We start from the raw sequence: 26,162 nt of genomic DNA, 5'->3' as shown, positions 1-26,162 counted from the left end.
CTTACTCACTTACTAATCAATTCCTCAAAATCATCTCGAATATAAATCACATTTCTGCCCAGTTCGATCCATTTTTTCTTTTCCAATTGCTTCAAGAGTCTCGATACAACTTCCCGGGATGTTCCTAATTCATTAGCGATCTCCTGGTGCGTGGTGTGAAGTTCGTTGGCTTTGTGTTGCTTCATCTTGGTGACGATGTACTGCATCAGACGCTGATCCATCCGCTTGAAGGCCACAGCATCCAACGCCACGAGCAATTCCTGAAACCTCATTTGATAGGTACTGGAGACAAAATCTTTCCATTGCTTAAATTCATTGGAAAACTGCTCGTGTACCTCAATGGGGATAAATATGATTATTGCCTTATCTTCTACTATTGCTTTGATTTCGCTGGGTCTGGATGCTGTACAGCATGTCAGGGAGAGCGCACATGTCTCACCTTGGTCCAGGTAATAAAGAAACAATTCTTTGCCATCATCATCCATTCGCATGATTTTGACTGAGCCTTCGATCACCAAAGGGACAGCTTTGATGAATTGACCAGGCTCCATCAGTACCTTTCCGGATTCAAGATTCATGACTTGTCCTTTATCCAAAATCGCTTGTAGCAATTTTGGATCTGTGATATTCGAAAGTGCTTGTTTTAGTTTTTCTACAGTCATTTTATTGATCTAAGGCACAAAAATGTTTTCATATTGAAATTGAATTTAGTGATAAAAATCACTTAAGGATACATTTTCAATTGATGTAATACTAAAAGGAATCAAAACAGATTCCTCCGTGACTTTAATCACAAGTTTTAATCAACCCTAGTCCTAAATTTCTTCATCAAACGACCCAAACCATGAAATCAAGCATGACTAAAAAGTCACATACTGGGATGCCCCGATAACTATCGGGGAAACCATGCGAGATTCCATCTGACCTTTGAAAAAAAAATTATAAACAGATGAAACACTATCAAATTTTGATCATCGGCGGAGGAACGGCCGGAATCACCATAGCTGCCCAATTGAAACGTAAAGATTCAACCCTTCAGATCGCTATTATTGAGCCATCTTCAAAGCATTATTACCAGCCTGCTTGGACTTTGGTGGGTGCAGGGGCGTTTGATTTTAAGGATACTGAGCGAAATGAGGCCGATTATATACCCAAAGGTGTGGATTGGATTCAGGATAAAGCCACAGGGATCGATCCCGATCTCAATCAGGTATCCACTGCAAATTCCGGTAACTTTGGCTACGATTACCTGATCCCTGTTCCAGGATTGGTGATGGCTCCGGAGCTTTTACCCGGATTGACTGAAGCACTGGATAAGGGTGTCGTTTGCTCCAATTATACTGATCCGGAGCACACTTGGGAGGTTCTCAAAAATTTCAGGGGTGGAAATGCTGTCTTCACTCAGCCTACTACACCAATCAAATGCGGTGGAGCACCTCAAAAAATCATGTATATGGCCGAGGAATACTTCAGAAAATCCGGTGTTAGAGCTAAAACCAATGTCCTTTTTGCCACCCCGGGTACTGTTATTTTCGGAGTACCTGAATTTGCCAAAACACTCAATAAAATCATCCATGAGCGAAATATTATTTTCAAACCCTTTTACGCCCCAGTCAAAATAGATGCAGAAAAGCAGGAAATCTATTTTCAATATTCCAAGCCAGGAGAAAGCAACTGCACCATCATGGAAGGAAATCCACTTGGTGAAGAGATCATCGGTGCGACCGAGATCAAAGTCCATTACGATATGCTTCACCTTGCTCCTCCTCAGATGGCCCCAAAGTTCATCCAGGAATCTAAGGTGTCCATACAGGAAGGCCCCGGCAAAGGGTGGATCGATGTAGACATCCATTCCATGCAGCACAAGCGCTACCCCAATATATTTTCCATTGGCGATGTAGCCAACTTGCCTACCGCAAAAACCGGTGCTGCCATTCGAAAGCAAGCACCCGTACTGGTAGAAAACCTCCTGAAAATGATCCAATCTGGCAAAATAGGTCAGAAATCTTACAATGGCTATTCTTCCTGTCCTATCGTAACCGGCTACAGCAAAATGCTCCTGTGCGAATTCAAATATGACAATGTGAAGGACAGTGACCCTTTGATTTCCACATTTGTGGATACTACTAAGGAGCAGTATAGTATGTGGCTCCTTAAAAAATACGGACTCCCATTTATGTACTGGAATCTGATGCTGCGGGGCAAAGCTTAACAAAACGTAAAAAATCCCGGCCTTTTGGTCGGGATTTTTAATTTTGGCAGGTTCCAGTTTGATTCTGAAATCAGAAAAAAGCCAAAAACCACTTATCAATTTCTCCCCTTCTGATTACTTCCCTTTCATTTAAATTTGCCGTGACTGGAATTTTATGAAAAAATACCTCTTCGCTTTTGGGATTTTCTTTGGATTAGGAATCGATTTTTTGATCGCTCAGCAAGTTCTTGTCACTGATTCATCCAATAAACAAGCACTGGGGGGCGTACTGATCTATTCAATTCATCCCGGAAGAAGTGTCGTTACTGATTCTAAAGGTCAAGCCAATATTGAGGGATTCAAGGATCAAAAATCTATTGTATTTCAACTTTTGGGATTTGAGTCAAAAAGCGTTTCATGGGCTGAACTTCTCGCCGTACAATTCAACATTGAGCTTACTCCCAGCCAAATCACCTTGGATGTAGCCATCATTGCAGCCAATCGATGGAGACAAAATGTTCAGGATGTTCCCGGAAAAGTCCGGTCATTGGATTCTAAACAACTCAATTTACGCAGCCCTTCAAATACATCGGATTGGCTGGGTAGTAGTGGAGAGGTGTTTGTTCAGAAGAGCCAACTTGGCGGAGGAAGTCCCATGATCCGAGGATTTTCGGCCAATCGTCTGCTTTACGCCATAGATGGTGTCCGAATGAATACGGCAATTTTCAGAAGTGGCAACCTTCAAAATGTTATTTCGCTGGACCCATTCACCCTTCAGACCACCGAAATTCTCTTCGGTACAGGATCGGTCATGTATGGTTCGGATGCGATTGGAGGCGTGATGGCTTTTGAGACATTAACCCCTGATTTGGGTGAGCAGGCTGTATCCGGTACTATTTTCAGCAGGTACGCTTCCGCATATTCAGAAAAAACAATCCATGCCGACTTGTCTTATGGCTCCGGAAAATGGAGCTTCTTAAGTAGCCTCAGTCATTTTGACTACGGAGATCTGAAAATGGGTAAGAACAAGGGTCAGGAATCCTATTTGCGAAAAACCTATCAAACCACCGAAAACGGAACTGATCTTCAGGTAGCCAATCCGGATCCTCTCCTACAGGTTGGCAGTGGTTATGATCAACTTAATTTGATGCAAAAAATAAGGTTTAAGGCCAGTGAAGAAACAACCTGGGATTACGGGTTCCACTACAGCAAATCAACTGATATTCCACGATACGATAGATTAATTGAGAAAAGAGAGGGAAATTTGCGTTTTGCCAGATGGAATTATGGTCCTCAGATCTGGATGATGAATACGGTCAAACTGACCCATTCTTCAGCTTCAAACTGGTTTGATCAGGTAAAAGTCATTTTGGCACACCAGCTATTTGAAGAAAGCAGAATCAACCGAAGATTTGGACAGGCGGATGAATTTGACCGCAGGGAAAAAGTCAATGCGGCCTCTTTAAATGTGGATTTTCTGAAAAATTTTAAAGGAGAAAGTTACCTGACTTATGGTTTGGAATCCGTTTTTAACAAGGTAAATTCTGAAGCAAGAGTGACAGATGTAGTCTTGAATCAAATCACTTCGACTTCAGCCCGATACCCCAATTCCGAATGGGCTTCCATTGCAGCCTATGGGAGCTTTCATTCTAAAATCTCAGACAACCTTCAATTTCAGTCCGCAATCCGATACAACTACACTGGCTTATCCGCCGACTTCACCAACAACCAGGATTTCTTTCCGCTGCCATTTAATAAATCTACAAACCATTATCATTCAGTTACCGGAAATATCGGCTTGATTTTCAGACCTGAACCTTCCTTTTCCATTTCCCCATTGTTGTCTACAGGATTTCGAGCTCCAAATGTGGACGATATCGGAAAAATCTTTGATTCAGAACCGGGTACAGTGATGATTCCCAATCCCAATTTAAAACCTGAATATGCCTATAATGCTGAAATAAACCTGAACAAGCACTTTCAAAATCGATTTAGCGTGGATTTCACGGCTTTCTATACCCTTTTGGATCAGGCAATGGTCAGGCGGCCTTCTACTTTGGACGGGCAATCGAAAATCATTTATGCCGGTGAACTCAGTGAGGTTTTAGCCTTGCAAAATGCAGCTTATGCTAAAGTCTATGGAATCCAAACGGGACTGGAATTCGCTATTACAAAAAAACTTTTGTTAACATCCCGATATAACTGGCAAAAAGGAGTTGAAGAATTGGAAGACGAATCGATCAGCCCTTCACGACATGCTGCTCCCGCATTTGGATTAACCCGACTTTCTTATCATTCAGGCAAATTAAAGCTTGAAATCTCCTCAATCTATAATGCTGAGCGCAGATTTGAGAATATGCCTGAAGAGGAAAAAGGAAAACCGGCAATCTATGCTATCGATGAAAATGGCAATCCTTATGCTCCCGGGTGGACGATTTTTAACGTAACTTCATCTTATGAATTTGCCAAATGGCTTTATTTAACTTTCGGAATCGAAAACATAAGTGATCAACAATACCGATCATACAGTTCAGGAATTGTAGCAAGTGGAAGAAACTTTACGTTTGGCATCAAAGGAAGCTTCTAAACCCGGGAATCTATGAAAGGCAAGTCTAAAAGAATTTTTACCACATTCACTCTATTCTCAATTTTGGCCTTGCTGCCCATGAGCTGTGGATTATTCTGCGGCAGCGATTCGTGCGGATGCGGTCCTGTTCCCAAACCTCGGGAGTTTGTGATTGAATCTTTTGCTACCAAAACAGTGGATGGTTATGGAAATGAAATCCCTGAGACTCAAAGTCGAAATTACAATCAGATTTTTAAATCCATAGAAATCAAGGATATAAAATACCTTTCAGCTATTAAGGTTGAAGAGCCAACCCCCTGGAGCCTAGGATTCGCTTTGGCTTGCAGCCCTGCTCCGGATACAAGCAAAAACAAGCTTCAATTGATTCAAATCATCAATGAAAGTGAGTTTACGTTGGCCGACGGTAGAGAATTTGGGGTTGGCGAAAATTTGAATTCTCTGTTTGGCATAGGCCATGTTTTTCAAACCAACTTAGTACCCATCCAAGAATTTACCCGATTGGGGTCAAACCTGAACTTTGATGATTTCTACAAAATCGGCCTTTTACAAAATCCCGAAAAAGAACTTCAGCTTAAGTTCACCATTCAGCTCGTCTTTGACGATGCGCAGGAATTTTTACTTTCCGATCAAATTCTCACTATCCGGTAGTTGGAAAACCTGACAAAAATCTTATCTATTTTTGATTAGATTCATTCCAAATAATCCTATTTTTGTCGTCAGGATAACCTAAGCCCATGACTGCTGACACACTTCCGCTGAATAGATCTGGAAAAATAGTTGAAATATTATCTTCTCCGCTGAAAATCAATCTTATGGAGTTGGGATTCTTACCGGGTAGACAAATCATGCTTCAGCATCAGGCACCCGCCGGTGGTCCGATGGCATTTTTAATGGACGAAACCCTATTGGCACTCCGAAAGTCTGAGGCAGCCCTGATCCGTGTAGAATTGATATAAATAGATGTCTGAAGCCACCCTTTCAACTAAAACAAAAACCACACGGATTGCCCTCGTGGGAAATCCCAACGTGGGCAAATCAACGCTTTTTAACTACCTGACGGGACTAAACCAGAAAATCGGTAATTATCCAGGGGTAACGGTTGACAAAAAAAGTGGCTCGGTACAGATCAACGGGGAATCTTTTGAAATCCTTGATCTTCCCGGAACCTACAGCCTTTTCCCTAATTCAGAAGATGAGATCATCGCGCACCGGGTCCTGAATCAAACCAGACTCGAAGCCAAGCCTGACTATGTGTTGATGATCATCGACTCATCGCAGCTTTCAAGAGGGCTCTTTCTTGCCACTCAATTAATTGATTTAGGTATAAATCTCGCCCTGATCCTTAACATGGCAGATTTGGCAGAAAAAAGAAACCTTGAAATCAAGACTTTCGAGCTGTTTAAGTCGCTGGGAGTACCTATTCTCTCTACCGATGCGCGGAATCAAAAAGGGCTGGAGGATGTCAAAAACCTGATCAGTCAGCGGAATTTCAACAAAGCCCAACCTTTTATTGATATTCAGCAAGTTGTCCCCGCTGAAATGCTGCTCCGTGTCAAGGAAAAATTTGACCTGGATAATTTATATCAGGCCTACCAAATGATTCGTTTTGGCACCAAAGACAAGGCGATTCCAGCCTCCGACCGGACTTATTTGGAGGATCTGATTCATTCGTCAAATTTTGATCTGGAAGAGGCGCAACTGGAAGAAACCAAAATCCGCTATCAAAAGATCACGGACCTTGTCACCAGAGCACTTTTCAAACAATCTGAATCCAAGCCGACCTCAAATCTAGACCAAGTATTTCTCCATCCAGTATTTGGTTATGTTATATTCATTGGGATTTTGCTTCTGATTTTTCAGAGCATCTTTACCTGGGCTTCCTATCCAATGGACTTGATTGATGGACTTTTTGCAGATATAAGTTCAAGTATTGCAGGACTTCTACCAGATGGACCACTTACAAGACTACTGGCCGAAGGAGTGATACCCGGAATAGGGGGTGTGGTGATTTTTATTCCTCAGATTGCTATGCTTTTTGGCTTTCTGGCAATTCTCGAGGATACGGGATACATGTCCCGAGTAGTTTTTCTAATGGATCGATGGATGCGACCTTTTGGACTTCATGGCAAAAGTATTGTTCCTTTAGTCTCAGGTGTAGCTTGTGCTATTCCAGGTGTAATGGCTGCAAGGAACATATCCAACTGGAAAGAGAAAATGATTACCATCCTTGTCACGCCTTTGATGAGCTGTTCGGCAAGACTTCCTGTTTACATCATTCTGATCGGATTGACTGTGCCGGATGAGGTGGTGTTAGGTTTTATCAATTTGCAAGCTTTGGCCTTGCTCAGCTTATACCTACTTGGGATTTTCGGTGTGTTGGGTACATCACTGCTTTTGAAATTCATCTTAAAGACTACTGAGAAAAGTTTTCTTCTCTCCGAACTCCCTCCCTACCGAATTCCACGATGGAGTGATGTTGGATTGACCATGATCGAAAAGTCCAAAACCTTCGTCGTAGAAGCGGGAAAAGTCATTTTAGCCATTTCCATTGTCCTTTGGGTTTTGGCCTCTTACGGTCCACCAAGCCGAATGGATCAAATCCGGATGGAAGGTGAAGCCAGGTTGGAAAACGTCAGTGATGAAGCTCAAATCGCCGAAATTGAAGCAGAGACCAGTTCATATCTTTTGGAAAATTCCTTTATAGGAATAATGGGACGGGCTATTGAGCCGGTGATCAAGCCCCTGGGTTATGATTGGAAAATCGGGATAGCGTTGATTACTTCATTTGCCGCAAGAGAAGTTTTTGTCTCCACTATGGCGACTATCTATAGCATCGGTGGAGATATCGAAGATGACCTCACAATCCGGGAAAAGCTGGATCAGCAAATCAATGCAAACACCGGAGAAAAGACCTTTAATGTTGCTTCCTCGTTCTCTTTGATGGTCTTCTATGTGTTTGCCATGCAGTGCATGAGTACAGTAGCTGTTGTAAAAAGAGAAACGAAAAGCTGGAAATGGCCGTTAATTCAGACGGCTTACATGACCGTATTGGCCTATGTAATGGCATTCATAACTTATCAAATTTTCTCCTGATATGTGGCAAGAAATCGGAGTCGGTATTTTGGTTTTGGCAGCTTTAGCTTATTTGGTGAGAAAATATTTTCTAAAACCCAAAACGCAAGCTGGCTGTGACAAATGCGCTAAACCCTAAAAACCTCGGGGATTCTTAAGAATTCCCCTTTTTTTTATACTTTTCACCAATGAGTAAAATCGCCCAGCAAAGTATCCAAACCACCGCTTTTTCCTATATCGGTGTAATATTGGGCTATATCAATGTACTATGGCTCTATCCCTATGCCCTTGATGCCACAGAATTGGGAACCTTCCGGACGATTCAGGATCTTGGACTACTTTTCGTTCCATTTGCACAGCTGGGTGTCGGACATGGAATCACGCGGTATTTTCCAAAACTTGAACAAAAACAATCGGCCTTTCTCACCTACAGCCTGGCACTTTCCTTAGTCGGCTTTGCTGTGGTCAGTCTGATTTTCTTTGGTTTTAAGGCTCAAATCATGGGCTTATTCGCTACCAACTCCCCTGAAATAATAAATTTTCTGGGAGTGGTGCTGCTGATTACACTTTTTGCTTTACTCAGCAGTGTGATGGATGCTTACAGTCGGTCCTATCTCAAAGTAGCGATTCCTACCTTTTTCAGAGAAGTCTTTCTTCGGTTTCTCACCTCGGTTTTAGTTGGAATCTACCTTTTGGACTGGATCAACTTTGATCAGGTGATGGTAGGATTGGTGATAGTCTATGGGTTGAGCCTTCTGGGAGTTTTGGTTTATCTCATTTGGCTGGGCAAAGTCCAACTTGACTTCAACTGGAAACACTTCCCCCCGGGGTTCAGAAGTTCATTTATCCGATTTAGTCTGATCACCTTTTTGGCCACTGCTGCCTCTACGCTGATCATGAAAATCGACAGTATCATGGTCAGTTCGATGGTGAGTCTGGAAGCAAATGCAATTTATTCCATTGCCTTCTACATGGCCTTAGTCGTGGAGCTGCCCCGAAGGGCGATTTCTCAGGTAGCCATGCCCGTGATTGCGGATCATTTTTCAAAAAATAACCTCAAGGAAATCAACCTGCTTTATCGGCAACTATCGAACCGACAACTTTACATCTGTCTTTTTCTTTTCGCGATGATTTGGTCAAATATTGACAGCATCTATCACTTTGTGCCAAACAGCGAACTGTATCAATCCGGCAAAATGGTGGTTTTTTATATCGCCTTAGGAAAAATATTTGATGTGGCTTTTTCGGTCAATAGCGAAATTCTGGTCTTTTCGCAGTACTACAGGTTCAATTTAGTATTGACCATTGCGATGAGTATTTTGATCATTGCGGTGAACTATTGGCTGATTCCAATCTATGGAATCGAGGGTGCCGCAATTGGCTCGGCTTCTGTCATGCTGGCATTTAACCTGGTCAAATACGGGTATTTGAAAATCAAACTAAACCTGGAACCTTTTAGCTACGAAACGTTGAAAATTCTTTTTGTAGGGGTTACAATCTTTGCTTTGAAGGACTTTTACTTGGAGAACGTCAATCCTTTGGTAATGATGGTAATCAAGTCCATCCTCATCGTAGGGATGTTTTTCTTTTGGTCTAGGATAGCCAATGTGGGGCAGGAAGAATGGAACTGGATAAAAAGTAAATTAAAAAAGTCCGGGCCTTAGAGTGTTACAAACCTCCGTACTGACAAGATTTGAGCTGCCTTAAATCCGCAAACTTCCACTGTTATCCTGCGTTTTGGGCGAGGGCCTTTTCGGTAAAGAAAAGGCTGAGGCCTGTTTTTGGAAAGGGCTTCACTCGTATATGTAATTAAATTGTGAAGTTTGAACAAGTCGGCGGCCCGGACTCTGCAAATATACGGGATCGAAGCGGGACAGTTTGAAAAAATCATCAATAGGTGCAAATACAGCAAAAATAAATTGATGGCGTTTTTGATAATGCCTCAATTTCCCCAAATATAATTTTCCCAGAAATCTTTCAAATCGAGTCAAAAACAAGGTCTCTCCATTTCGTACTTGAAAATCGAAATTTTATTTTGCGAAATACTGGAAAGATTCATTGGCTTAAACTTAACTTTGTACCGCAAACCCTCGGCTACTATGTACTTGATTAAGAAATTAATTGTTTGTCTCGATCAGACTCCTCTGGATCAGACACTGATTGAGTATGCTTCTTTTATAGCCAAAGTCAATCAGACTAAAAAAATTTACTTTTCGAACATTATAAAAAACCTTTCTATTCCAAAAGAAGTACTGGAAGAATTCCCGAATCTGATCGAAAACATGATCAATGAGCGAAAAGAAGCCATGGAGAAATTGGTGAATGAGCATTTCAGAGAATTAAAAGGGGCCACCATAAGCTATGTGGTCAAAGAAGGTAATCTCTCCAAAAAGATTTTGAAACTGGCCGAGGAGAAATCTGCTGATATGATCATCATCGGACGAAAAGTAGAACTTCCAGGAACGGGCGTTGCCGCTCAAAGACTGGCAAGAAGGGCAAGCTGTTCCCTGCTCATCGTACCGGAAGGATCCAAGCCAGGAGTCTCCAAACTTTTGGTGCCAAGTGACTTCTCCGACTATTCCAAAGATGCACTCGAAGAAGCGATTATGATCGCTTCCAAGTATGGCGGTAAGACCGAAATTGTCTGTCAAAATGTATTTTCAGTACCCTCAGGATATCATTTCACGGGTAAAAGCTATGAGGAATTTACCGAAATCATGAAAATGCATGCCGAAATCAATTATAAAAAATTCATTCGCAAAATAGACACCAAGGGCATCAAAATCACTCCGATTTATACCAAAGACGACGATGATGACCCTGTGAAAGAAATCGTCTCCAAGGCTTTGGAAATCAAAGCAGATGGTATCATCATCGGGGCAAAAGGAAGAACTGCGGCCACCGCACTCTTCATTGGAAGTATGGCAGAGCGACTGATCCAATTCAATGACAGCTTGCCCCTGTTGGTCACCAGGCCAAAAGGGAAAAACGCCGGAATATTGGACTATATACTTGAGATCTAGTCTCACTTAATTCTTTAAAAGAGTCGGAATTTCTGACTCTTTTTCATTTCCGTTAAACGCTGGATTCTTCCTTAAGTCTAATGACTCAAGTATGTCACCAACCGATCAACAATTACTGGAGCAGATCCGCTCACCCATCACCCGGGAGCTTGGATTCAGGCAATTGATCGAAACATACCAAAAGCGAGTGTATCAGGTCATCAGAAGATTGGTGCTCATCCATGAGGACGCTGATGATCTCACCCAAAACACCTTCATCAAGGCCTATAGATATCTTGACAAATTCAAGGGGAATTCTTCCATTTTCACTTGGTTATATCGCATCGCCACGAATGAAGCCTTGACTTTTCTTGAGAAAAAGAAAAAAAGATTTTCATTTTCCCTGGACGACCATCAGGAAAAACTGGAATCCTATCTGGATCAACCCGGATCACTTGACGGTGATCAAATCCAAATCCGCCTTCAAAAAGCCCTCCTCAAACTCCCCGAAAAACAACGGCTTGTCTTTCACCTAAAATATCAGGAAGAACTCACCTATGAACAAATGGCTGAAATCACCGGCACCAGCATCGGCGCTTTGAAAGCCAGCTATCACCATGCAATCAAAAAAATCGAACAATATGTACTATCGGAATAAACTATTGCCCTCCATCCTTGTCTAACCTACCATGAATCAATTACCAAAACTTAAAAATTTTGAAGCTCCCCAAGGTTACTTTGATAAGTTACCTGATCAAATACTGGCCAAAACAAAAACCAAGAAAACCCAAAATTGGATAGGGTATGCTGCTGCCGCTGTACTTGTCCTGGGAATGGCTATTGCCTGGCAAAGCGGAATTCTCACTCCTAAAACTCAGAATCTTTCTTCTGAAGAATTGGCTCTGCTCTATATCGAAAGCCAGGTTTGGACCGCTGAAGATATTCTAAGTATGGCAGAAGATCCTAATGCTATTCTCGATCAAATTATCGAAGAGGAATTGCCATTGGCAGAAGAACTTTGGGCAGAAGAGGAGCCCAACTGGTTTTAAAAAAATTAAATGTATAAGTAAAAAATCGTAAAACAGGGAATGACCTTCCCCCGATTGAGACTTTAATTCACAAAAGAAATCGAGCATGACGAAGATCGTCACACACTGGGATGATTATAAACCATGCGAGATTCCATCTGACCTTTGAAAAACAAATTATAAACAGATGAAATCGAGCATGACGAAGATCGTCACATACTGGGATGATTATAATGCATGCGAGATTCCATCTGACCAATAAATATCAAATTATAAACAGATGAAAAGAAACTTATAATCATATGAACAAGGCATATTTAGTTGCGATTCTCCTGTTTCTGGGAATTGGAAGCAATGCTTTTGGGCAACGCCCCCCTTTGGATCCCGAGAAACTGCAAGCTGCGCGAATCGCTTTCATCACCACACGCATTGATCTCAAACCTGAGCAGGCTGAGAAGTTTTGGCCAATCTTCAACCAATACCATGAAAATCGGGAAAAAACCATGCGGCAGCTCTCAGATCTTGGAAAGGACATGGAATCAGTCAGCGAAGAAGAGGCAAAATCAAGAATCCAGAAACGATTTCAATATCAGGCACAATTACTGGAAAATGAAAAAGCGTTTGTAAGCGACATATCCAAGGTACTGTCCTCCAAACAAATCCTGATGCTCAACAATATCGCCCGGGATTTCAACAGGCAACTTTATCAGCGAGGAAGAGGGGGAAACTAGAAAAAATGGCCCTGAATTTTATTCAGGGCCATTTTTTATTGCTTTTTCAGGAGATCTCTGATTTCTTCAAGAAGCTTCTCCGAAGCTGTAGGCGCAGGTGGTGGTGGCGGTGCCGGAGCCTCTTCTTTCTTTTTGCTTAGGTTATTGATTCCTTTGATCGCAAGAAAGATCACGAATGCAATGATGGCAAAATCAATCACATTCTGGATAAACATCCCATAATTCAGGGTAACAGCAGCGACTGCTTCACCGGCGGCATCTGTAGTGGCTTCTTTCAGGATAATATTCAATTCTTTGAAATCAACTCCTCCAATCAAAATTCCGATTGGCGGCATGACGATGTCATTGACAAATGAAGAGACGATCTTACCGAAAGCCCCACCAATGATCACGGCAACTGCCAGATCTACTACATTGCCTTTGATGGCAAACTCTTTGAACTCTTTTAGCATTCCCATATTGTGTAAGGTTGGTTGAAGTAAAATTAAAGATTCTCAAAATATTGCTGAAATGCAAAAGTTGACATTTAATTCAACTAAGTATCAAAGTTTAATACCTACAACCTGAAATTTAATTGAACCAAGCACCACATTTTTTCATTACCCTTACAGACAAAATCATACTGAATGCAAGCTCCTATCGCCTCAAAAAAACCACAGCTTTTAGAGATCCATGGTCACCAGCGAGTAGACCCTTATTATTGGATGAATGATCGGGAAAACCCGGAGGTATTGGATTACCTCAACTCAGAAAACACCTACCTCAAATCGGTAATGAAGCCCACTGAGGATTTCCAGAAGGCGCTTTTTGCTGAAATGAAAGGTAGAATCAAAGAAGATGATCAAACTGTCCCCTACTTTAAATCCGGATACTACTGGTACGTCCGGTATGAAAAGGGGGGAGAATATCCCATCTACTGTCGTAAAAAAAAATCCAAAGACGGCAATGAAGAAATCATTCTTGACGTCAACAAACTTGCAGCGGGAAAACCCTATTATCAAGTCGGCGGCACTTCTACTACCCCAGATCAAAAAATATTGGCCTTTGCAGTGGATGAAGTCGGACGAAGAATCTATACGATCCATTTCAAAAATCTGGAAACCGGAGAAATATTCACCGAATCGATACCTGAAATCACTGGAAACCTTGTCTGGGCAGCTGATAGCACCACGCTTTTTTACTCCAAGCAAGATCCTGAAACACTCCGCTCATACCAAATCTATAAACACAAACTTGGAACAGACCCGACTCAGGATCAATTGATATTCGAGGAATCTGATGAGGAATTTTCCTGCATGGTACACAAATCCAAAACAGAAGAATATTTATTCATTCATTCCGAAAGCACTATTTCATCGGAAATGAGATTTCTGAAATCAAATCAGCCGGACGGAGACTTCCAAATTCTGCAAGCAAGAATACCGCATCTGGAATACGCAGCGGATCATTTCGGAGAATTTTTCTGGATTAAAACCAATGAAAATGCCCAAAACTTTAAGCTGGTAAAAACTCCGGTTTCCAACACAGAAAAGGAAAATTGGGTAGATGTAATCACACATCGATCAGCTGTGCTTTTGGAAGACTTTGACCTTTTCTCGCGATATCTTGTGACTCAGGAACGATCAAATGGTTTGACTCAAATTCAAATCAAACCTTGGGATAGGGATGGACATGCTTTGAAGTTTGATGACGACACCTACACGGCTTGGATCGGTATCAATCCTGAATTTGATACAGATATTCTTCGCTACGGGTATAACTCCCTGGTGACGCCAAGTTCGGTTTATGACTATAACATGATCACCGGTGAGCGAACTTTGCTCAAACAACAAGAAGTCGTAGGAGGATATGATCCGGATCATTACCATTCTGAGCGAATTTGGGCAAAAGCATCAGATGAGACCTTGGTTCCGATTTCGCTGGTGTACAGAAAATCTCTTTTTGTCAAAAATGGCCAAAGTCCACTCCTCCTCTATTCCTATGGCTCCTACGGCTTTAGCATGGATGCCTACTTTTCAAGTAATCGATTGAGTCTTTTAGATCGGGGATTTGTTTTTGCAATAGCACATATCCGAGGCGGTGAAGACTTGGGAAGACACTGGTATGAGCAGGGGAAATTGCTAAACAAACGAAACACCTTCACAGATTTTATTGCTTGTGCCGAGCATTTGATATCTGAAAAATACACTTCGCCACAGCACCTCTACGCCATGGGTGGAAGTGCCGGAGGACTTTTGGTAGGCGCAGTAATTAATCTTAGGCCGGAGCTATTCAATGGTGCTATTGCCAACGTGCCATTTGTTGATGTGGTCACCACGATGCTCGATGAAAGTATTCCACTGACTACAGGGGAATTTCAGGAATGGGGAAATCCAAAAGAAAAAGAATACTACGATTACATGCTCTCCTATTCTCCCTACGACAATGTGGAAGCAAAAGCATATCCAAATCTCTTGGTCACTTCAGGTCTTCATGATTCCCAGGTTCAATATTGGGAGCCGGCCAAGTGGGTAGCCAAACTGAGGGACCTGAAAACGGACCATAATTTATTGCTTTTGGACACCAACATGGAGGCCGGACATGGAGGTGCCTCGGGTAGATTTAATGCATTGAAAGAATTGGCGCTGGAATATGCATTTCTCCTTATGCTTGAGGACAAAATCGAGAAATAGGTGGTTGCAAAATGAACCAAAGTTTTTATCCATTCATTTACATAAGTAAACCTTAAAAAATCAGTCTTGGAAAGGGAAATCCGAATTTTTCCTAACTTTGACCAGAACCTATTAGCTCCTATTCATGAAAATTGCCCTGATCGCCCATGATGGCAAAAAAGCTGACATGGTACATTTTTTAAGTGGATTCCGAGATGACCTTCATCGTGTGGATATTGATCTGGTTGCCACAGGCACCACAGGTTCTCATATTGAGCGGGCAGGATTTGAAGTAGAACGTGTGCTTTCTGGACCGATCGGTGGTGATGCACAGATCGCTGCCATGGCGGCAGAAAAAAAGCTCGATGCTGTAATCTTCTTTCGTGACCCCTTGGACAAACACCCTCATGAACCTGATGTACAAATGCTTATGAGAATATGTGATGTTCACAATATTCCGTTGGCGACCAACCCTGCCTCTGCCGCCCTCATGTTCAAAGCCTTAACACAACCTTAAATGGAACTCAAAACCATAAAAAAAATTGGCGTACTCACCTCTGGTGGGGATGCACCCGGAATGAATGCCGCGATTCGCGCAGCTGTAAGAACCGGATTTTATTACAACCTGGAGATGTATGGAATCTATCGTGGCTACGAAGGAATGATTCAAAATGACATCAAGAAGCTTAATTCCCTAAATATCACCCACATACTGGAACGTGGAGGGACATTTCTGAAATCTGCCCGAAGCGAAGAATTCAAAACTACTGAGGGCCGAAAAAAAGCCTATACAAACCTTAAAAATCACGGAATAGATGCCCTCATCGTCATCGGAGGCGACGGATCATTGACAGGTGCGCATCTGTTTTTCCAAGAATATGGAATTCCTGCTATGGGTCTTCCCGGCACTATCGATAATGACCTCTCCGGTACAGACTCCACCATTGGTTTTGACACGGCCTGTAACACAGCCATCGAAGCGATTGACAAAATCCGGGATACAGCTACCTCTCACGATCGTTTGTTTTTTGTGGAAGTGATGGGAAGAGATGCTGGCTTTATCGCGATCAATGCAGGAATCGGGAGTGCAGCGGCTGCAATATTGATTCCGGAAAATAAAACGCCAATCGAGTCTCTGGTCGAAAAGCTAAAATCCAGAACTAAAGCAATGAAGACCTCCAATATTGTCATCGTGGCAGAAGGGGGAAAAAGCGGCTCGGCACAGGAGATTGCCGATAAGGTTAAAAAATACCTCCCTTACTATGATATCAAAGTGACGATCCTTGGTCACCTGCAACGTGGGGGAGCACCCACCTCATTTGACCGATTACTCGCATCGAAGCTTGGTGTGGCCGCCGTGGAAGGGCTCATGCAGGGCAAGTATGATGTAATGGCCGGTTTGATCAATCACAAAGTAGTCTTCACTCCTATTGTCAAGGCGATTGTTGATGACAAAAAAGTAGATGAAGATGACCTGAGGGTCGCCAATATTTTGTCCACTTAACTAAAAGACTCACTTCGAATCGAGGTGGGTCTTTTACTTTAAGATTAATGCTGATGACAGTTAGCTTTCTTTTTTTCCAGCAAGTTCGCTTTTAAGCTTTTCCAGCCTTTCTCTCAAAGTATTTAATTCTTCGGTTTTTGAGTATTCCAATCCTTTGATTAAGGTGTCCAGATGCTCTAATTCCGATTTTTTGTCTGAAGTGCTTCCAGCCTTTTTCCATACTTCCTGATAGGAATCGGTTAATTCCTGCCAGTTTTCTTTCGTCGGCTTTTTACCGATCAAAATCCTGGAAAGTAACAGGTTTGAGTCGGTTACGAGATCCCAATATTCCTTTTTCTCCTTGGGCTTAGCTTGAATCAGGTTCTCTAAGTCATTAATAATTAAACTGAATTTAAGCTTGGTCTTTCCGTCAAATGGAAAACCTTCGTCTGTAATCAACTCATATACCTTAGCCAGCTGGACCGCATTATTGATGGGATATGCTGATTTGAATCCCGACTTTTCGGAAGCTTTAAAATACGCCCTGCCAGATTCCACCAATGCTTGGACAAAAGCCTGCTTGTCGGTTTCCAATACCATCAGTTTTCGCTTGTAAGCGCTTCCCAGGAGGCTATACCGCTCTGCCGTTTCCCCAAGAGCAAGGAGGCTGTTCAACCGTAATATTGCGTCCTGAATTCCGGCTATTGCTTCCACCTTTTTCTTTTGATTTATGGTGTATTCTTCCACCCAGTATTTGCAGGTGACATTGCAATATTGTTCCAAAGCTCTGAGTGAGAATCCGGCCTTTTCAATCTTGGTCAACTTTTCATAGTGAACTAACGCTGTTTTATAATCCCCGAGCTTACTGTAAACATCCGCCAGATACTCGGTGATTTTCTCTCCTGAAAAATTGGATTGTTTGATTGCTTCTTCCAGAATGGTTAACTTTTTTATTGCATCCTCATTTTTCAAAGATTTGGACTCCAAAGAATAAACCATGTTGAAAAGCTCCAATTCAACCTCCTCTTGAAGGTAAAATTTCTGAAAAGAATTGGGTCCGGAGCTAAGCCCATCCAATTTGTAAAAAGGATCACCGTAGCATTGATAGGCCCCCCAGGTATTTGTCCTCTTTTTATGCCGTTCAAAAACAAATTTTCGCGCCGATTTTGTTGCTTCTCCAAATGCAACACCACCCAGTAAACAAGAATAAAACTCCTCACAGAAATCCGACGCAGCGGCATCATCAATTGCCCAGCCGGCTACAATGACTGCCTTTACACCGATTTTAATCAACTGAGTTCCAATATTTGCAGCAAGCTTATTTCGGTTTTGATTTTCTTCCTCCGCATCACTGTTGATTTGCCCAAGGTAGCAGCAATTGACAAAGACGAACTCCGGCACTTTACTCATTTGCTCGATGTCACTGGTTGTCAAAAAATTACCATTTCCTATTACCATACCGGTTTCTTTGCTCTGATCTGTACTGAAAACCCCATGACCGGCCAGGTGAATGATTTTGTAATTCTGCGTGAAAAGCTTCAGGATAATATCAGGAGCAGAACTTTTGATCAAACTTTGAGTTTCAAAGCCCTGGTTTTTCAATAACTCAGTCACCAAAACCGCCTCCTTTTCCGCCCCGACAAGTTGGGGCATAAAACCTTTCAGCTCAGGATCTCCCACCACCAAAGCTTTCCTTTCCAATACATTGCTGACATTACTTCTAAAATCATCAGTAGCCAATTGGCGGACCATTCCGGAATGGATGCAAAGGGGCATTCCATTTAAGTCCTCTTGCAACATTTCCCATGGAAAATTGGCCGTACGCTTATCCACAACCCATGTAATGTTATTTTGTCGCTTCAGATCTTCTTTGAATCCATAGGGAATCAAAAGCTCAAACATCGTTTTTGCAATTTCCGGCTCATATTGGTTTTTATGAGTCATTTGCTCCAGGAGTGATTCGATATTTTTCACATTAGCCAATAAGGGCAATTCGTTCTCTTTTGCTCCATTGGTGGCAATTGCCATTACTATTTTCCTGGACTGGGTTTTATTTTCGGAATTTTCTTTTCCCTCCGTTACCTTGATCCTAGTCCACCAATCTGAAGTATTGTCAGATGGTATCCTGGAAAGCCTTCCCACTTTTTTGTTCAGTGAAAGGCTCGGGACACTGATATTGAACTCCCTGCTTTCATCTTGTTCGAGGTTTTTCACCGTACGGAGGATACCTAGCGCACGATCATGATAGAGTTCGATTATTTCTATTTCTTCTATTACCTGAACCTTTCCTTTGTAAGTCTCCCTGATTTTTCGGTTTGCATCCTGTATCCCAAGAATGATGGACCGAATGGAACTCTCATTGGAAAAACCCCCATAGGAATTTGCCAAAGCAATCACTGAAATACCCAAAATCTCTCTATTCACCGATGTCGCCTGACTTGGTTCATTTTTCCTTTTGTCTCCTTCAATTACAGGTTCATTTATTTCCTCCCTTACATTTCTGATGGTCAAATACCTGCAAATACCTCGTGAGACCGTAGTCATCAACTGAAAAGGGGTGAGTTCTCCAGGCACGCCCATTCCCACTACTACGGTGCCCTTGAAATCCTTGTCTACATTGGATACATCCTTGGAAAGCACAATTTGGTGGGTTCCGATAGGTCCAGGATAAAGACCTAAGTTTAAAAGTCTCGTCAATTCACCATCCAACTTCCGATCGATTACTTTTTCGGTGGTCAAAATTGCATCAAAATGAAAATGGCCGGCCAAAACAGGGAACTCTGCATGAACCAAATCTCCATGACAGACTTTCACCTGGATCGGTGCTTCATGTTCAATCGCTTCATCGTTTTCACCGATTCCAAGCAAAGTGTTGATCGTGTTGGCTTCACTCAGGTCAAAAATCTCCTCTTCTTTGGGCACAAAATCTTTCTCGCTCCCTCTCACCATCGGCAGCGTATTTTGCAGTCTGCCCGTTTTACCCTGATTCAAAATATCCTCAATTGCACCAAAAATCTTCTTTTCGGTGGACAATCCTCCATGAGTGACATTTGCATAATAAAAGTGATTCAGATCGATGATTCCTTTGGGAATTCCACTTGCCCAAGTCACGCTTTCATCTCCCTGATTTGTGGCATGGAAAACCAGCTTTTCATCCTTTATCTCCAAGTCCGAAACCGTGAATTTCTTCTTTCTACTTTGGCCGGCGATGTAAAAAATAGTATCATAATTGATGAACTTCTCTTTCTCCAGGATCATTTTCTGATATTCTCCAAATTCCCTCAGGTCCGTCTCATTTGGAATTGGCCAAGAATCATCACCGGATGCCTTTCGCAATTTTTCCCAAAAGTTACGATCCGAAAAATCATGTTTACCCGACTTATTGATAGGAAGTAAAGCCAGGATTCCCGGAAAATTCACAAAAATCCTCAGGAGGTCCTTGGATGAATTTTTGATATCGATTTTTGACAAAAGTTTGATGATTCCATCCTTTCCAAAAAGCACATAGGGAATCCTGTAGGAACCTCCAAGAGGGGAACCAAGAAAAAGGATTTTGAAACCCGGTCGGGCATTCAGTTCATGGTAGGTCTCAGGATGATAAAGCATAAAATCCCGGGTCAAAACACCTCCCATACTGTGTCCGACCATTTTAATGGGTTGATTTAAGGGAAGGAGTTCCTTTATTTTTTGATTGAGCAGGGCAGCATTTCCTTTCATACTGAGTCGCCAATCAAAAGGAAACGCCACTATATCATAGTTTCTACTCAAGTGATCGCCTAGGTTTTTATAGGAGGTTTTAATCAGCGAATCCGGATCAATCCCATCATTTTCGGAGGGCCTAAGGTTCTTCAAATCCCCCCTTAAGAACCTGATATAATTGATCCACAGTAGTTTCTCCTTACCTCCTTTTTCATCTCTTAGGTTCGACCCCATGATTCCGGGCAATAGGATCAAAATAGGCCTTTTGCCACTGATTACTTCGGAACCATTATAAGTGCCTCCCTCGAGGACTATTCCTCCCCGAACAAAAGTGATCCCATCGGTTCGCTTCTTCCCTGAAAACTCATCTAACTTACCCAGCAGACCGGTTTGTATGGTCTTCCGGATTTTAGGGGTTTTGAAATACGTAATGTGATCAATCTTACCCGTCTCTTCCAAGTAGAGGTAGACATTTCCCTTTTCCCGGAGGGCTCCAAACTCCATACTTGCAGTATCCACTACGAGATCATTTTTCCCACGGAAAAAGAACTTCCCGACTAGGACTACTAAACTCTTGAAAGTCAGGCTCAGCTCACTACTTCCTGCAATTACGATGAGCTGGGACCTGATTTTCTTTTCCGTGCCCTGAAAATTAAGTACTCGAATAAACGGCGAATCAGGATTCATTGACTCGATTCCCGGCAGTACTCCAACGTCGTCTTTTGTTTCGATCGATGCCAATGCCAATTCCTTCAATGTTAGGAAAACAGGGTTGGTAAGTCCTCCAATGGCTCCTCCCAACAAATTGATCATCACATTTAGGAACATATCCATCCGCTTGGAGGCTAGCGTAGTGCCGTTGGCCGGGCAAGCCACCCTGACTACCCGATCGATTGTTATGGATTTGGTTTTGGCGACTTTGGCGATCGCTTCGATCATCTTTAAGTCAGACTCACGGTCATTTTCTCTCAGTACATCCAGCTCTTCAGGTCCAAATCCATCTGGATGAGCAGCAAATCTGGCGAGCAAGTCAGCCACTAAACCACCCCTCGAATGAGTGATCAGATCCAGCTCGATTCCCTTTGGTAAGGCCTGAAAAGCATCCAACACATTCTGGAGTGGACTACACGTAAGCGTGCGATGCTGTAAGGCAAAAAGATTGGTCTCTCCGTAAAACTCGACCAATTTTTCCCATTCCGGCGTTCCTTTCATCTCGCCAAAAGATCCCAAAGAAGATGATCCTGTTCCATGGATAAGCAAAAGACTTTTCTTCGACTTATCCCATTTTGAAAAATCAGCATCCGCCAAATCAAAATCTTTGGAAACCGAAAGCACCGTAGCAGCACCGACGGAATCAAATCCCTTCCCGGCATACTTAAGTGCAGCATTTTCTGATTTGGTGGCAAGATTCCGTATGCCGGGCCGGATGACCTTGTTTTTTATGAAAACTTTAGCCCCCTTAATAGCTACTTTCTGGATTAAGCCGCGATCCTGCTCATCCGTCTCTATTTCTGAAAGATAAACCTCCTCGCCTCCCCCACTTCGTTTGAGGTCTTTTGCAAAAATCTGCCTGATGGAATCCGCATCCCCCAACCAAAATGTATTATCCTCAAAATCAAGTTCTAAAATCTCACCTTCGGCAAGTTCCAACACTTGCTCTGGCACATCACTTCTGGTCGAATTTACCACCGTAAAGGATTTGCGAACGGCAAAATAATCTAAGGCTTGATATTCAAGTTGGGCGATTTCTTTGGGAAGCTCCTGTCCCCTCAATTTGATTTTGAATGTTGACATGGTGTGTTGGGTTTTTAAAAATCCATTTTTATAAAAAAGACCTGCAATTGCCAAGGCACTTTAAAAATCGAACACCTCAATAAATTGCCGGCTAAGCCAAAGATTTACAATCAATTAAATCTAAACTTTATTCAAAAGAAAGCAAAAAACAAAACCGGGAAATTTAATACTAAATATTCATTAACACCAAACTATAAAACTTTGACAGAGGGGTTCTGCCATTCCTAGGAACTTCATTTTTGGGTTTTACCGATTTCCATCTGCCTCTCCGGGAAATTTTTGCAAAATTCCAGAAAAGTGAAGTAACCAAACCGGATTTTTCGCTTAAACAGCTAAAAATCAATTTTTTATTATCATTCCTTTAAAGTCCAACCCGGCTGATCTTTTTAATATCATCAAGGGAAAGCCCAAATCAGCAGACCTCATTCCTTCTTTTCCAATCTAAAAAAAATCAAACTTAACTGTGCGGGGTCAGCACAATAATCTCTGACAAAACAACCATGAAAAAATCATTCAACGTATTGATTGCAAGCTTTTTTGTTTCAGTGTTTCTGACAGTTACAAATGAGGCTTTTGCTCAGTATTCTTCCTTATTTCAGAGCGCTAAATCTGTAGGAAAAGGAAATGGAGAATTCACACTTCATTATTCCAATATTGGGTACTCCAGTGAGGAATTTTCAGAAAAGGTTTTTGACAATCTCGGATTTATGGCAGGTTTTGGAATTACCGACCTTACAGAAATCAGGGTCAAATATGATCGTTTGGGATATTTCTCCGAAGGGATGGATTTAGGGTTAAACACGCTAATGGCCGGCCCTAAATTTTCAGAAGAAAGTGGCTTATTTGCCATTTACCTTCCTGTGGGATTTGCATTTTCTGAGGGAAATGGGAACAGTTGGCTGGCCAATCCTGCTTTTCTTTTTTCGATAAGTCTTGGAGAAAAAGTTTTACTGAATATTAATCCCAATTATGCTTTTTCTCTGGAAAAAGGGAACAATTTTGAGGACGGGCTATTGGGTATTCCCTTAGGATTGGCAATAAATCTCGGGGAAAGTTGGATTTTAAGACCCGAAGGAGGAGTAACTTTCGAAATGGGCTATGAAGGAAAATTCTACAATTTTGGATTGGGTATTTCCCGAAAACTTGGTAAAAATGAATAAAAAAGGGCCCAAAATTAATTTTTGGGCCCCTATGAGCTTTTTTCTACTTCTTATTTTAAAAACACCCGACTTGAATTTCCCGAAAGCTTCAATTTTCCAGCACTTCGCTCCCCTTCTCCCAGGCTGAAAATTGCCGCTTCGAATCCTTCAGGAATCTCAACTTCCACTGTCGCCTTTCCAACATTATGTATCACGAAGACTTCCTGATCATCGGATTTTCTTAGGTAGGCCATCACGGTTTTTGGAAGTGCAGTTTCCGGTAATTCCAGCTTGCCGATTGCCAATGCCGGATAAGAATTTCTGAGCTGAATTAAAGTTTTGTAATGGTGGAAATAGCTGTTTTGATCCATGCGCTGCTGAGCCAAAGGAGTCACTGTCGAGTCTTTGGAGTATTTTGATTTAATCCATTGAGCCCGCCCGGTGTCTTTTGATTTTTGGTCCCAAAGAAACGGCTCTCGAATGTGCTCGTCCGGCTTCAGACCCAGCATTCCGATTTCCTCTCCATAATACAAATAAGGCGCTCCGGGCATGGTCAATAGGATTGCTGTGGCCTGTTTGTATTTAGCAGGATCAGATCCCAGCTCATTCAGGATCCGCGGCTGATCGTGATTGGATGAAAAGGTCGCATCGATAAAACTTGGTGTGATTGCCTGATAATAGTCCAAAACCTCCTTTTGTTTTTTAGCCAACAGCATCCCATCCTCCTTATTCACGGTTTCCAGCAAGGTATAGTGGAAATCAAAATTGAAAAGTGCAGGCAATCCCGGCAGGTAGGGCGCGACAATTTCTTTTTTATCATAAACCTCCCCTACCAGGTAAACATCCGGCTTGATAGCTTCCATCTTTGCACGAAACTCCTTCCAAAAAGCATGGTTGTCCAGCGGTCGGTCATCCGGAAAAATATGCTTGGCAGCATCCAGGCGAAATCCATCAACACCGATATCTTCCAGCCAGAAGCGTCCTATTTCATAGATTTCTTCCCGCACTTTCGGATTGTCAAAATTCAAATCAGGCATTCCTCCCCAGAAAAATCCATAGTAATAATCCTCTCCCTGTCCGGGGTCATGCCACTGCCGGATATTGTCTGAGTCCAGTGTGATTGTCTTCTTGTTCAGAAAGTCGGCTATGGTATCTTTTTGTGCCCAGACGTAATAATCCCGATACGGATTATCCCGACCTGATTTGGCTTCCAAAAACCAGGGATGCTCGTTACTGGTGTGATTGATGATCATGTCGATGACGATCTTGATATCCCGCTTATGGGCCTCATCAAGGAGCTTTCTGAAGTCATCCATGGTGCCATAGTCCGGATGCACCGCCTTGTAATCAGTCACATCATACTTGTGATAAGTAGGTGAAGGCATGATTGGCATAAACCAGATGGCATTAGCACCCAATTCCTTCACATAGTCGAGCTTTTGAGTGACTCCATTGAAATCCCCAATGCTGTCACCATTGGAATCATAGAAAGATTGGACAAAAATCTCATAGGTCACACCCGCCTCAGGCCAGTAGTTTTTAACCTCAGGAAGTTCCTTTTTTTCGCAGGAGGAGATTATTGTAAGTGACAAAAGAGAGGCTGCTAACAGGGTCTTTTTCATAAATAACTCATTGAAAAGAAAAAGTCACCTCTTCAAGTGACTTTTTCAATTAGGGATTGGAAAGTAAGTTAGTTTCTTCCCGCGGCATTCAGCATGTCAAAAGCAAGCTCGAGACGCTTCACAAAGTTCTCTTCACCTTTTCTCAACCAGTTGCGGGGATCGTAATATTTCTTGTTTGGAACATCAGGTCCTTCAGGATTTCCCAATTGAGTCTGCAGATAACCTTCATTTTTCTTGTAGAAATTCAAAACACCTTCCCACATTGCCCACTGCATGTCTGTATCGATATTCATCTTGATCGAACCATAGCTGTTTGCTTCGCGAATTTCCTCCACTGAAGAACCTGAACCCCCATGGAACACGAAGTTCAACGGCTTGCCTGTAGTTCCATATTTCTTATTGATAAAATCCTGGGAGTTTTTCAGAATGATCGGCTTCAAGCTCACATTTCCTGGCTTGTAAACACCATGCACATTGCCAAAAGCTGCTGCAACGGTAAACAAATCACCAATTTCTTTCAGATGCTCATAGGCATAAGCAACTTCTTCAGGCTGGGTATATAGTTTGGAAGAATCTACATCGGAATTGTCAATACCGTCTTCTTCTCCACCGGTCACTCCCAATTCGATTTCAATGGCCATGTCCAGCTTAGCGAATTCTCTGAAGTATTTGCAGGAGATTTCTACGTTTTCGTGAAGGGGCTCTTCCGATAGATCCAACATGTGGGAACTGTAAAGTGGTCTCTTATAGGCTGCATGATACGCTTTCCCAGCTTCAAGCAACCCGTCGATCCAAGGCAACAATTTTAATGCTGCATGGTCTGTGTGCAAAATCACCGGTACTCCATAAACTTCTGCCATTTGTTGAACGTGATGAGCTCCTGAGACGGCACCCGCAATACTGGCTTGCTGCTTGTCGTTTGCCAGGCCTTTTCCTGCAAAAAACTGAGCTCCACCGTTTGAAAATTGGATAATGACCGGTGAATTCACTTTTTTGGCTGTTTCCAGCACAGCATTCACTGAATTGGTACCGATCACATTGACTGCCGGCATCGCAAATTCATTTTCTTTTGCGTAAGCATACATGTCGCGAAGTTCGTTGCCGTATTTTACTCCAGGTTTAAATTTCATGTGTTTGTAATTTGTTTTTTGTTGTTCACATGG

General features: G+C 42.3%; 19 protein-coding genes. 14 read left to right on the top strand and 5 right to left on the bottom strand.

The genetic code is table 11. From position 1 onward, the window contains the following. Nucleotides 1-5: 5 nt before the first annotated feature. Nucleotides 6-662, bottom strand: coding sequence for a Crp/Fnr family transcriptional regulator (locus C4S61_RS08630; RefSeq protein ID WP_103924393.1), 657 nt, complete (start codon nt 660-662; stop codon nt 6-8). 287 nt (nt 663-949) lie between these two features. On the opposite strand from C4S61_RS08630, the gene C4S61_RS08625 reads away from it, so the two are divergent. From C4S61_RS08625 to C4S61_RS08570, 10 genes are all read left to right on the top strand, one after another. Next, on the top strand, nt 950-2,212 hold the full coding sequence (locus tag C4S61_RS08625; RefSeq protein ID WP_103924392.1) for an NAD(P)/FAD-dependent oxidoreductase: 1,263 nt from the start codon (nt 950-952) through the stop codon (nt 2,210-2,212). Nucleotides 2,213-2,366: 154 nt separating this feature from the next. Next, on the top strand, nt 2,367-4,778 hold the full coding sequence (locus C4S61_RS08620; RefSeq protein WP_103924391.1) for a TonB-dependent receptor: 2,412 nt from the start codon (nt 2,367-2,369) through the stop codon (nt 4,776-4,778). Nucleotides 4,779-4,790: 12 nt separating this feature from the next. Next, nucleotides 4,791-5,426, top strand: coding sequence for a hypothetical protein (locus C4S61_RS08615; RefSeq protein WP_103924390.1), 636 nt, complete (start codon nt 4,791-4,793; stop codon nt 5,424-5,426). An 86-nt stretch (nt 5,427-5,512) separates the two neighbouring features. After that, nucleotides 5,513-5,734, top strand: coding sequence for a FeoA family protein (locus C4S61_RS08610; protein ID WP_103924389.1), 222 nt, complete (start codon nt 5,513-5,515; stop codon nt 5,732-5,734). Nucleotides 5,735-5,738: 4 nt separating this feature from the next. Beyond that, a complete protein-coding gene (gene feoB, locus C4S61_RS08605; protein WP_103924388.1) occupies nt 5,739-7,871 on the top strand; it encodes a ferrous iron transport protein B in 2,133 nt (710 codons plus the stop codon). Between the two features lie 167 nt (nt 7,872-8,038). Beyond that, complete coding sequence (locus C4S61_RS08595; protein WP_103924386.1) at nt 8,039-9,514, top strand: lipopolysaccharide biosynthesis protein; 1,476 nt, start codon at nt 8,039-8,041, stop codon at nt 9,512-9,514. 435 nt (nt 9,515-9,949) lie between these two features. Beyond that, a complete protein-coding gene (locus C4S61_RS08585; protein ID WP_103924483.1) occupies nt 9,950-10,873 on the top strand; it encodes a universal stress protein in 924 nt (307 codons plus the stop codon). 91 nt (nt 10,874-10,964) lie between these two features. Continuing rightward, nucleotides 10,965-11,510 (top strand): RNA polymerase sigma factor, encoded by a 546-nt coding sequence (locus tag C4S61_RS08580; RefSeq protein ID WP_103924384.1) that lies wholly within the window; start codon nt 10,965-10,967, stop codon nt 11,508-11,510. Nucleotides 11,511-11,541: 31 nt separating this feature from the next. Then, a complete protein-coding gene (locus C4S61_RS08575) occupies nt 11,542-11,901 on the top strand; it encodes a hypothetical protein (RefSeq protein ID WP_103924383.1) in 360 nt (119 codons plus the stop codon). Nucleotides 11,902-12,182: 281 nt separating this feature from the next. Continuing rightward, complete coding sequence (locus C4S61_RS08570) at nt 12,183-12,611, top strand: hypothetical protein (protein WP_103924382.1); 429 nt, start codon at nt 12,183-12,185, stop codon at nt 12,609-12,611. 35 nt (nt 12,612-12,646) lie between these two features. Here C4S61_RS08570 and mscL read toward each other — a convergent pair whose 3' ends face one another. Further along, nucleotides 12,647-13,069: a large-conductance mechanosensitive channel protein MscL gene (gene mscL / locus C4S61_RS08565; protein WP_103924381.1), complete on the bottom strand. Its 423-nt coding sequence runs from the start codon at nt 13,067-13,069 to the stop codon at nt 12,647-12,649. A 168-nt stretch (nt 13,070-13,237) separates the two neighbouring features. On the opposite strand from mscL, the gene C4S61_RS08560 reads away from it, so the two are divergent. From C4S61_RS08560 to pfkA, 3 genes are all read left to right on the top strand, one after another. Further along, on the top strand, nt 13,238-15,283 hold the full coding sequence (locus C4S61_RS08560; RefSeq protein WP_103924380.1) for a S9 family peptidase: 2,046 nt from the start codon (nt 13,238-13,240) through the stop codon (nt 15,281-15,283). Between the two features lie 124 nt (nt 15,284-15,407). Beyond that, the gene (locus C4S61_RS08555; RefSeq protein ID WP_103924379.1) at nt 15,408-15,779 is read left to right on the top strand and encodes a methylglyoxal synthase; all 372 of its coding nucleotides are present in this window, start codon (nt 15,408-15,410) and stop codon (nt 15,777-15,779) included. Continuing rightward, nucleotides 15,780-16,766: a 6-phosphofructokinase gene (pfkA, locus tag C4S61_RS08550; protein WP_103924378.1), complete on the top strand. Its 987-nt coding sequence runs from the start codon at nt 15,780-15,782 to the stop codon at nt 16,764-16,766. A gap of 60 nt (nt 16,767-16,826) precedes the next feature. Here pfkA and C4S61_RS08545 read toward each other — a convergent pair whose 3' ends face one another. Then, nucleotides 16,827-22,238, bottom strand: a complete 5,412-nt coding sequence (locus C4S61_RS08545) for a CHAT domain-containing protein (protein ID WP_103924377.1) — start codon at nt 22,236-22,238, stop codon at nt 16,827-16,829. Nucleotides 22,239-22,738: 500 nt separating this feature from the next. On the opposite strand from C4S61_RS08545, the gene C4S61_RS08540 reads away from it, so the two are divergent. Further along, nucleotides 22,739-23,398: a hypothetical protein gene (locus tag C4S61_RS08540; protein ID WP_103924376.1), complete on the top strand. Its 660-nt coding sequence runs from the start codon at nt 22,739-22,741 to the stop codon at nt 23,396-23,398. Nucleotides 23,399-23,448: 50 nt separating this feature from the next. On the opposite strand, the gene C4S61_RS08535 is transcribed toward C4S61_RS08540, so the two are convergent. Beyond that, nucleotides 23,449-24,999 (bottom strand): alpha-amylase family glycosyl hydrolase, encoded by a 1,551-nt coding sequence (locus tag C4S61_RS08535; protein ID WP_103924375.1) that lies wholly within the window; start codon nt 24,997-24,999, stop codon nt 23,449-23,451. A 68-nt stretch (nt 25,000-25,067) separates the two neighbouring features. Further along, the gene (fbaA, locus tag C4S61_RS08530; protein WP_103924374.1) at nt 25,068-26,129 is read right to left on the bottom strand and encodes a class II fructose-bisphosphate aldolase; all 1,062 of its coding nucleotides are present in this window, start codon (nt 26,127-26,129) and stop codon (nt 25,068-25,070) included. Nucleotides 26,130-26,162 lie beyond the last annotated feature (33 nt).

Origin of the sequence: Algoriphagus boritolerans DSM 17298 = JCM 18970 (assembly GCF_900108085.1) — a bacterium.
Lineage (GTDB): Bacteria > Bacteroidota > Bacteroidia > Cytophagales > Cyclobacteriaceae > Algoriphagus > Algoriphagus boritolerans.
Note: the sequence above shows the minus strand (reverse complement) of the source record. Positions and strands in the feature narration are given on the sequence as shown.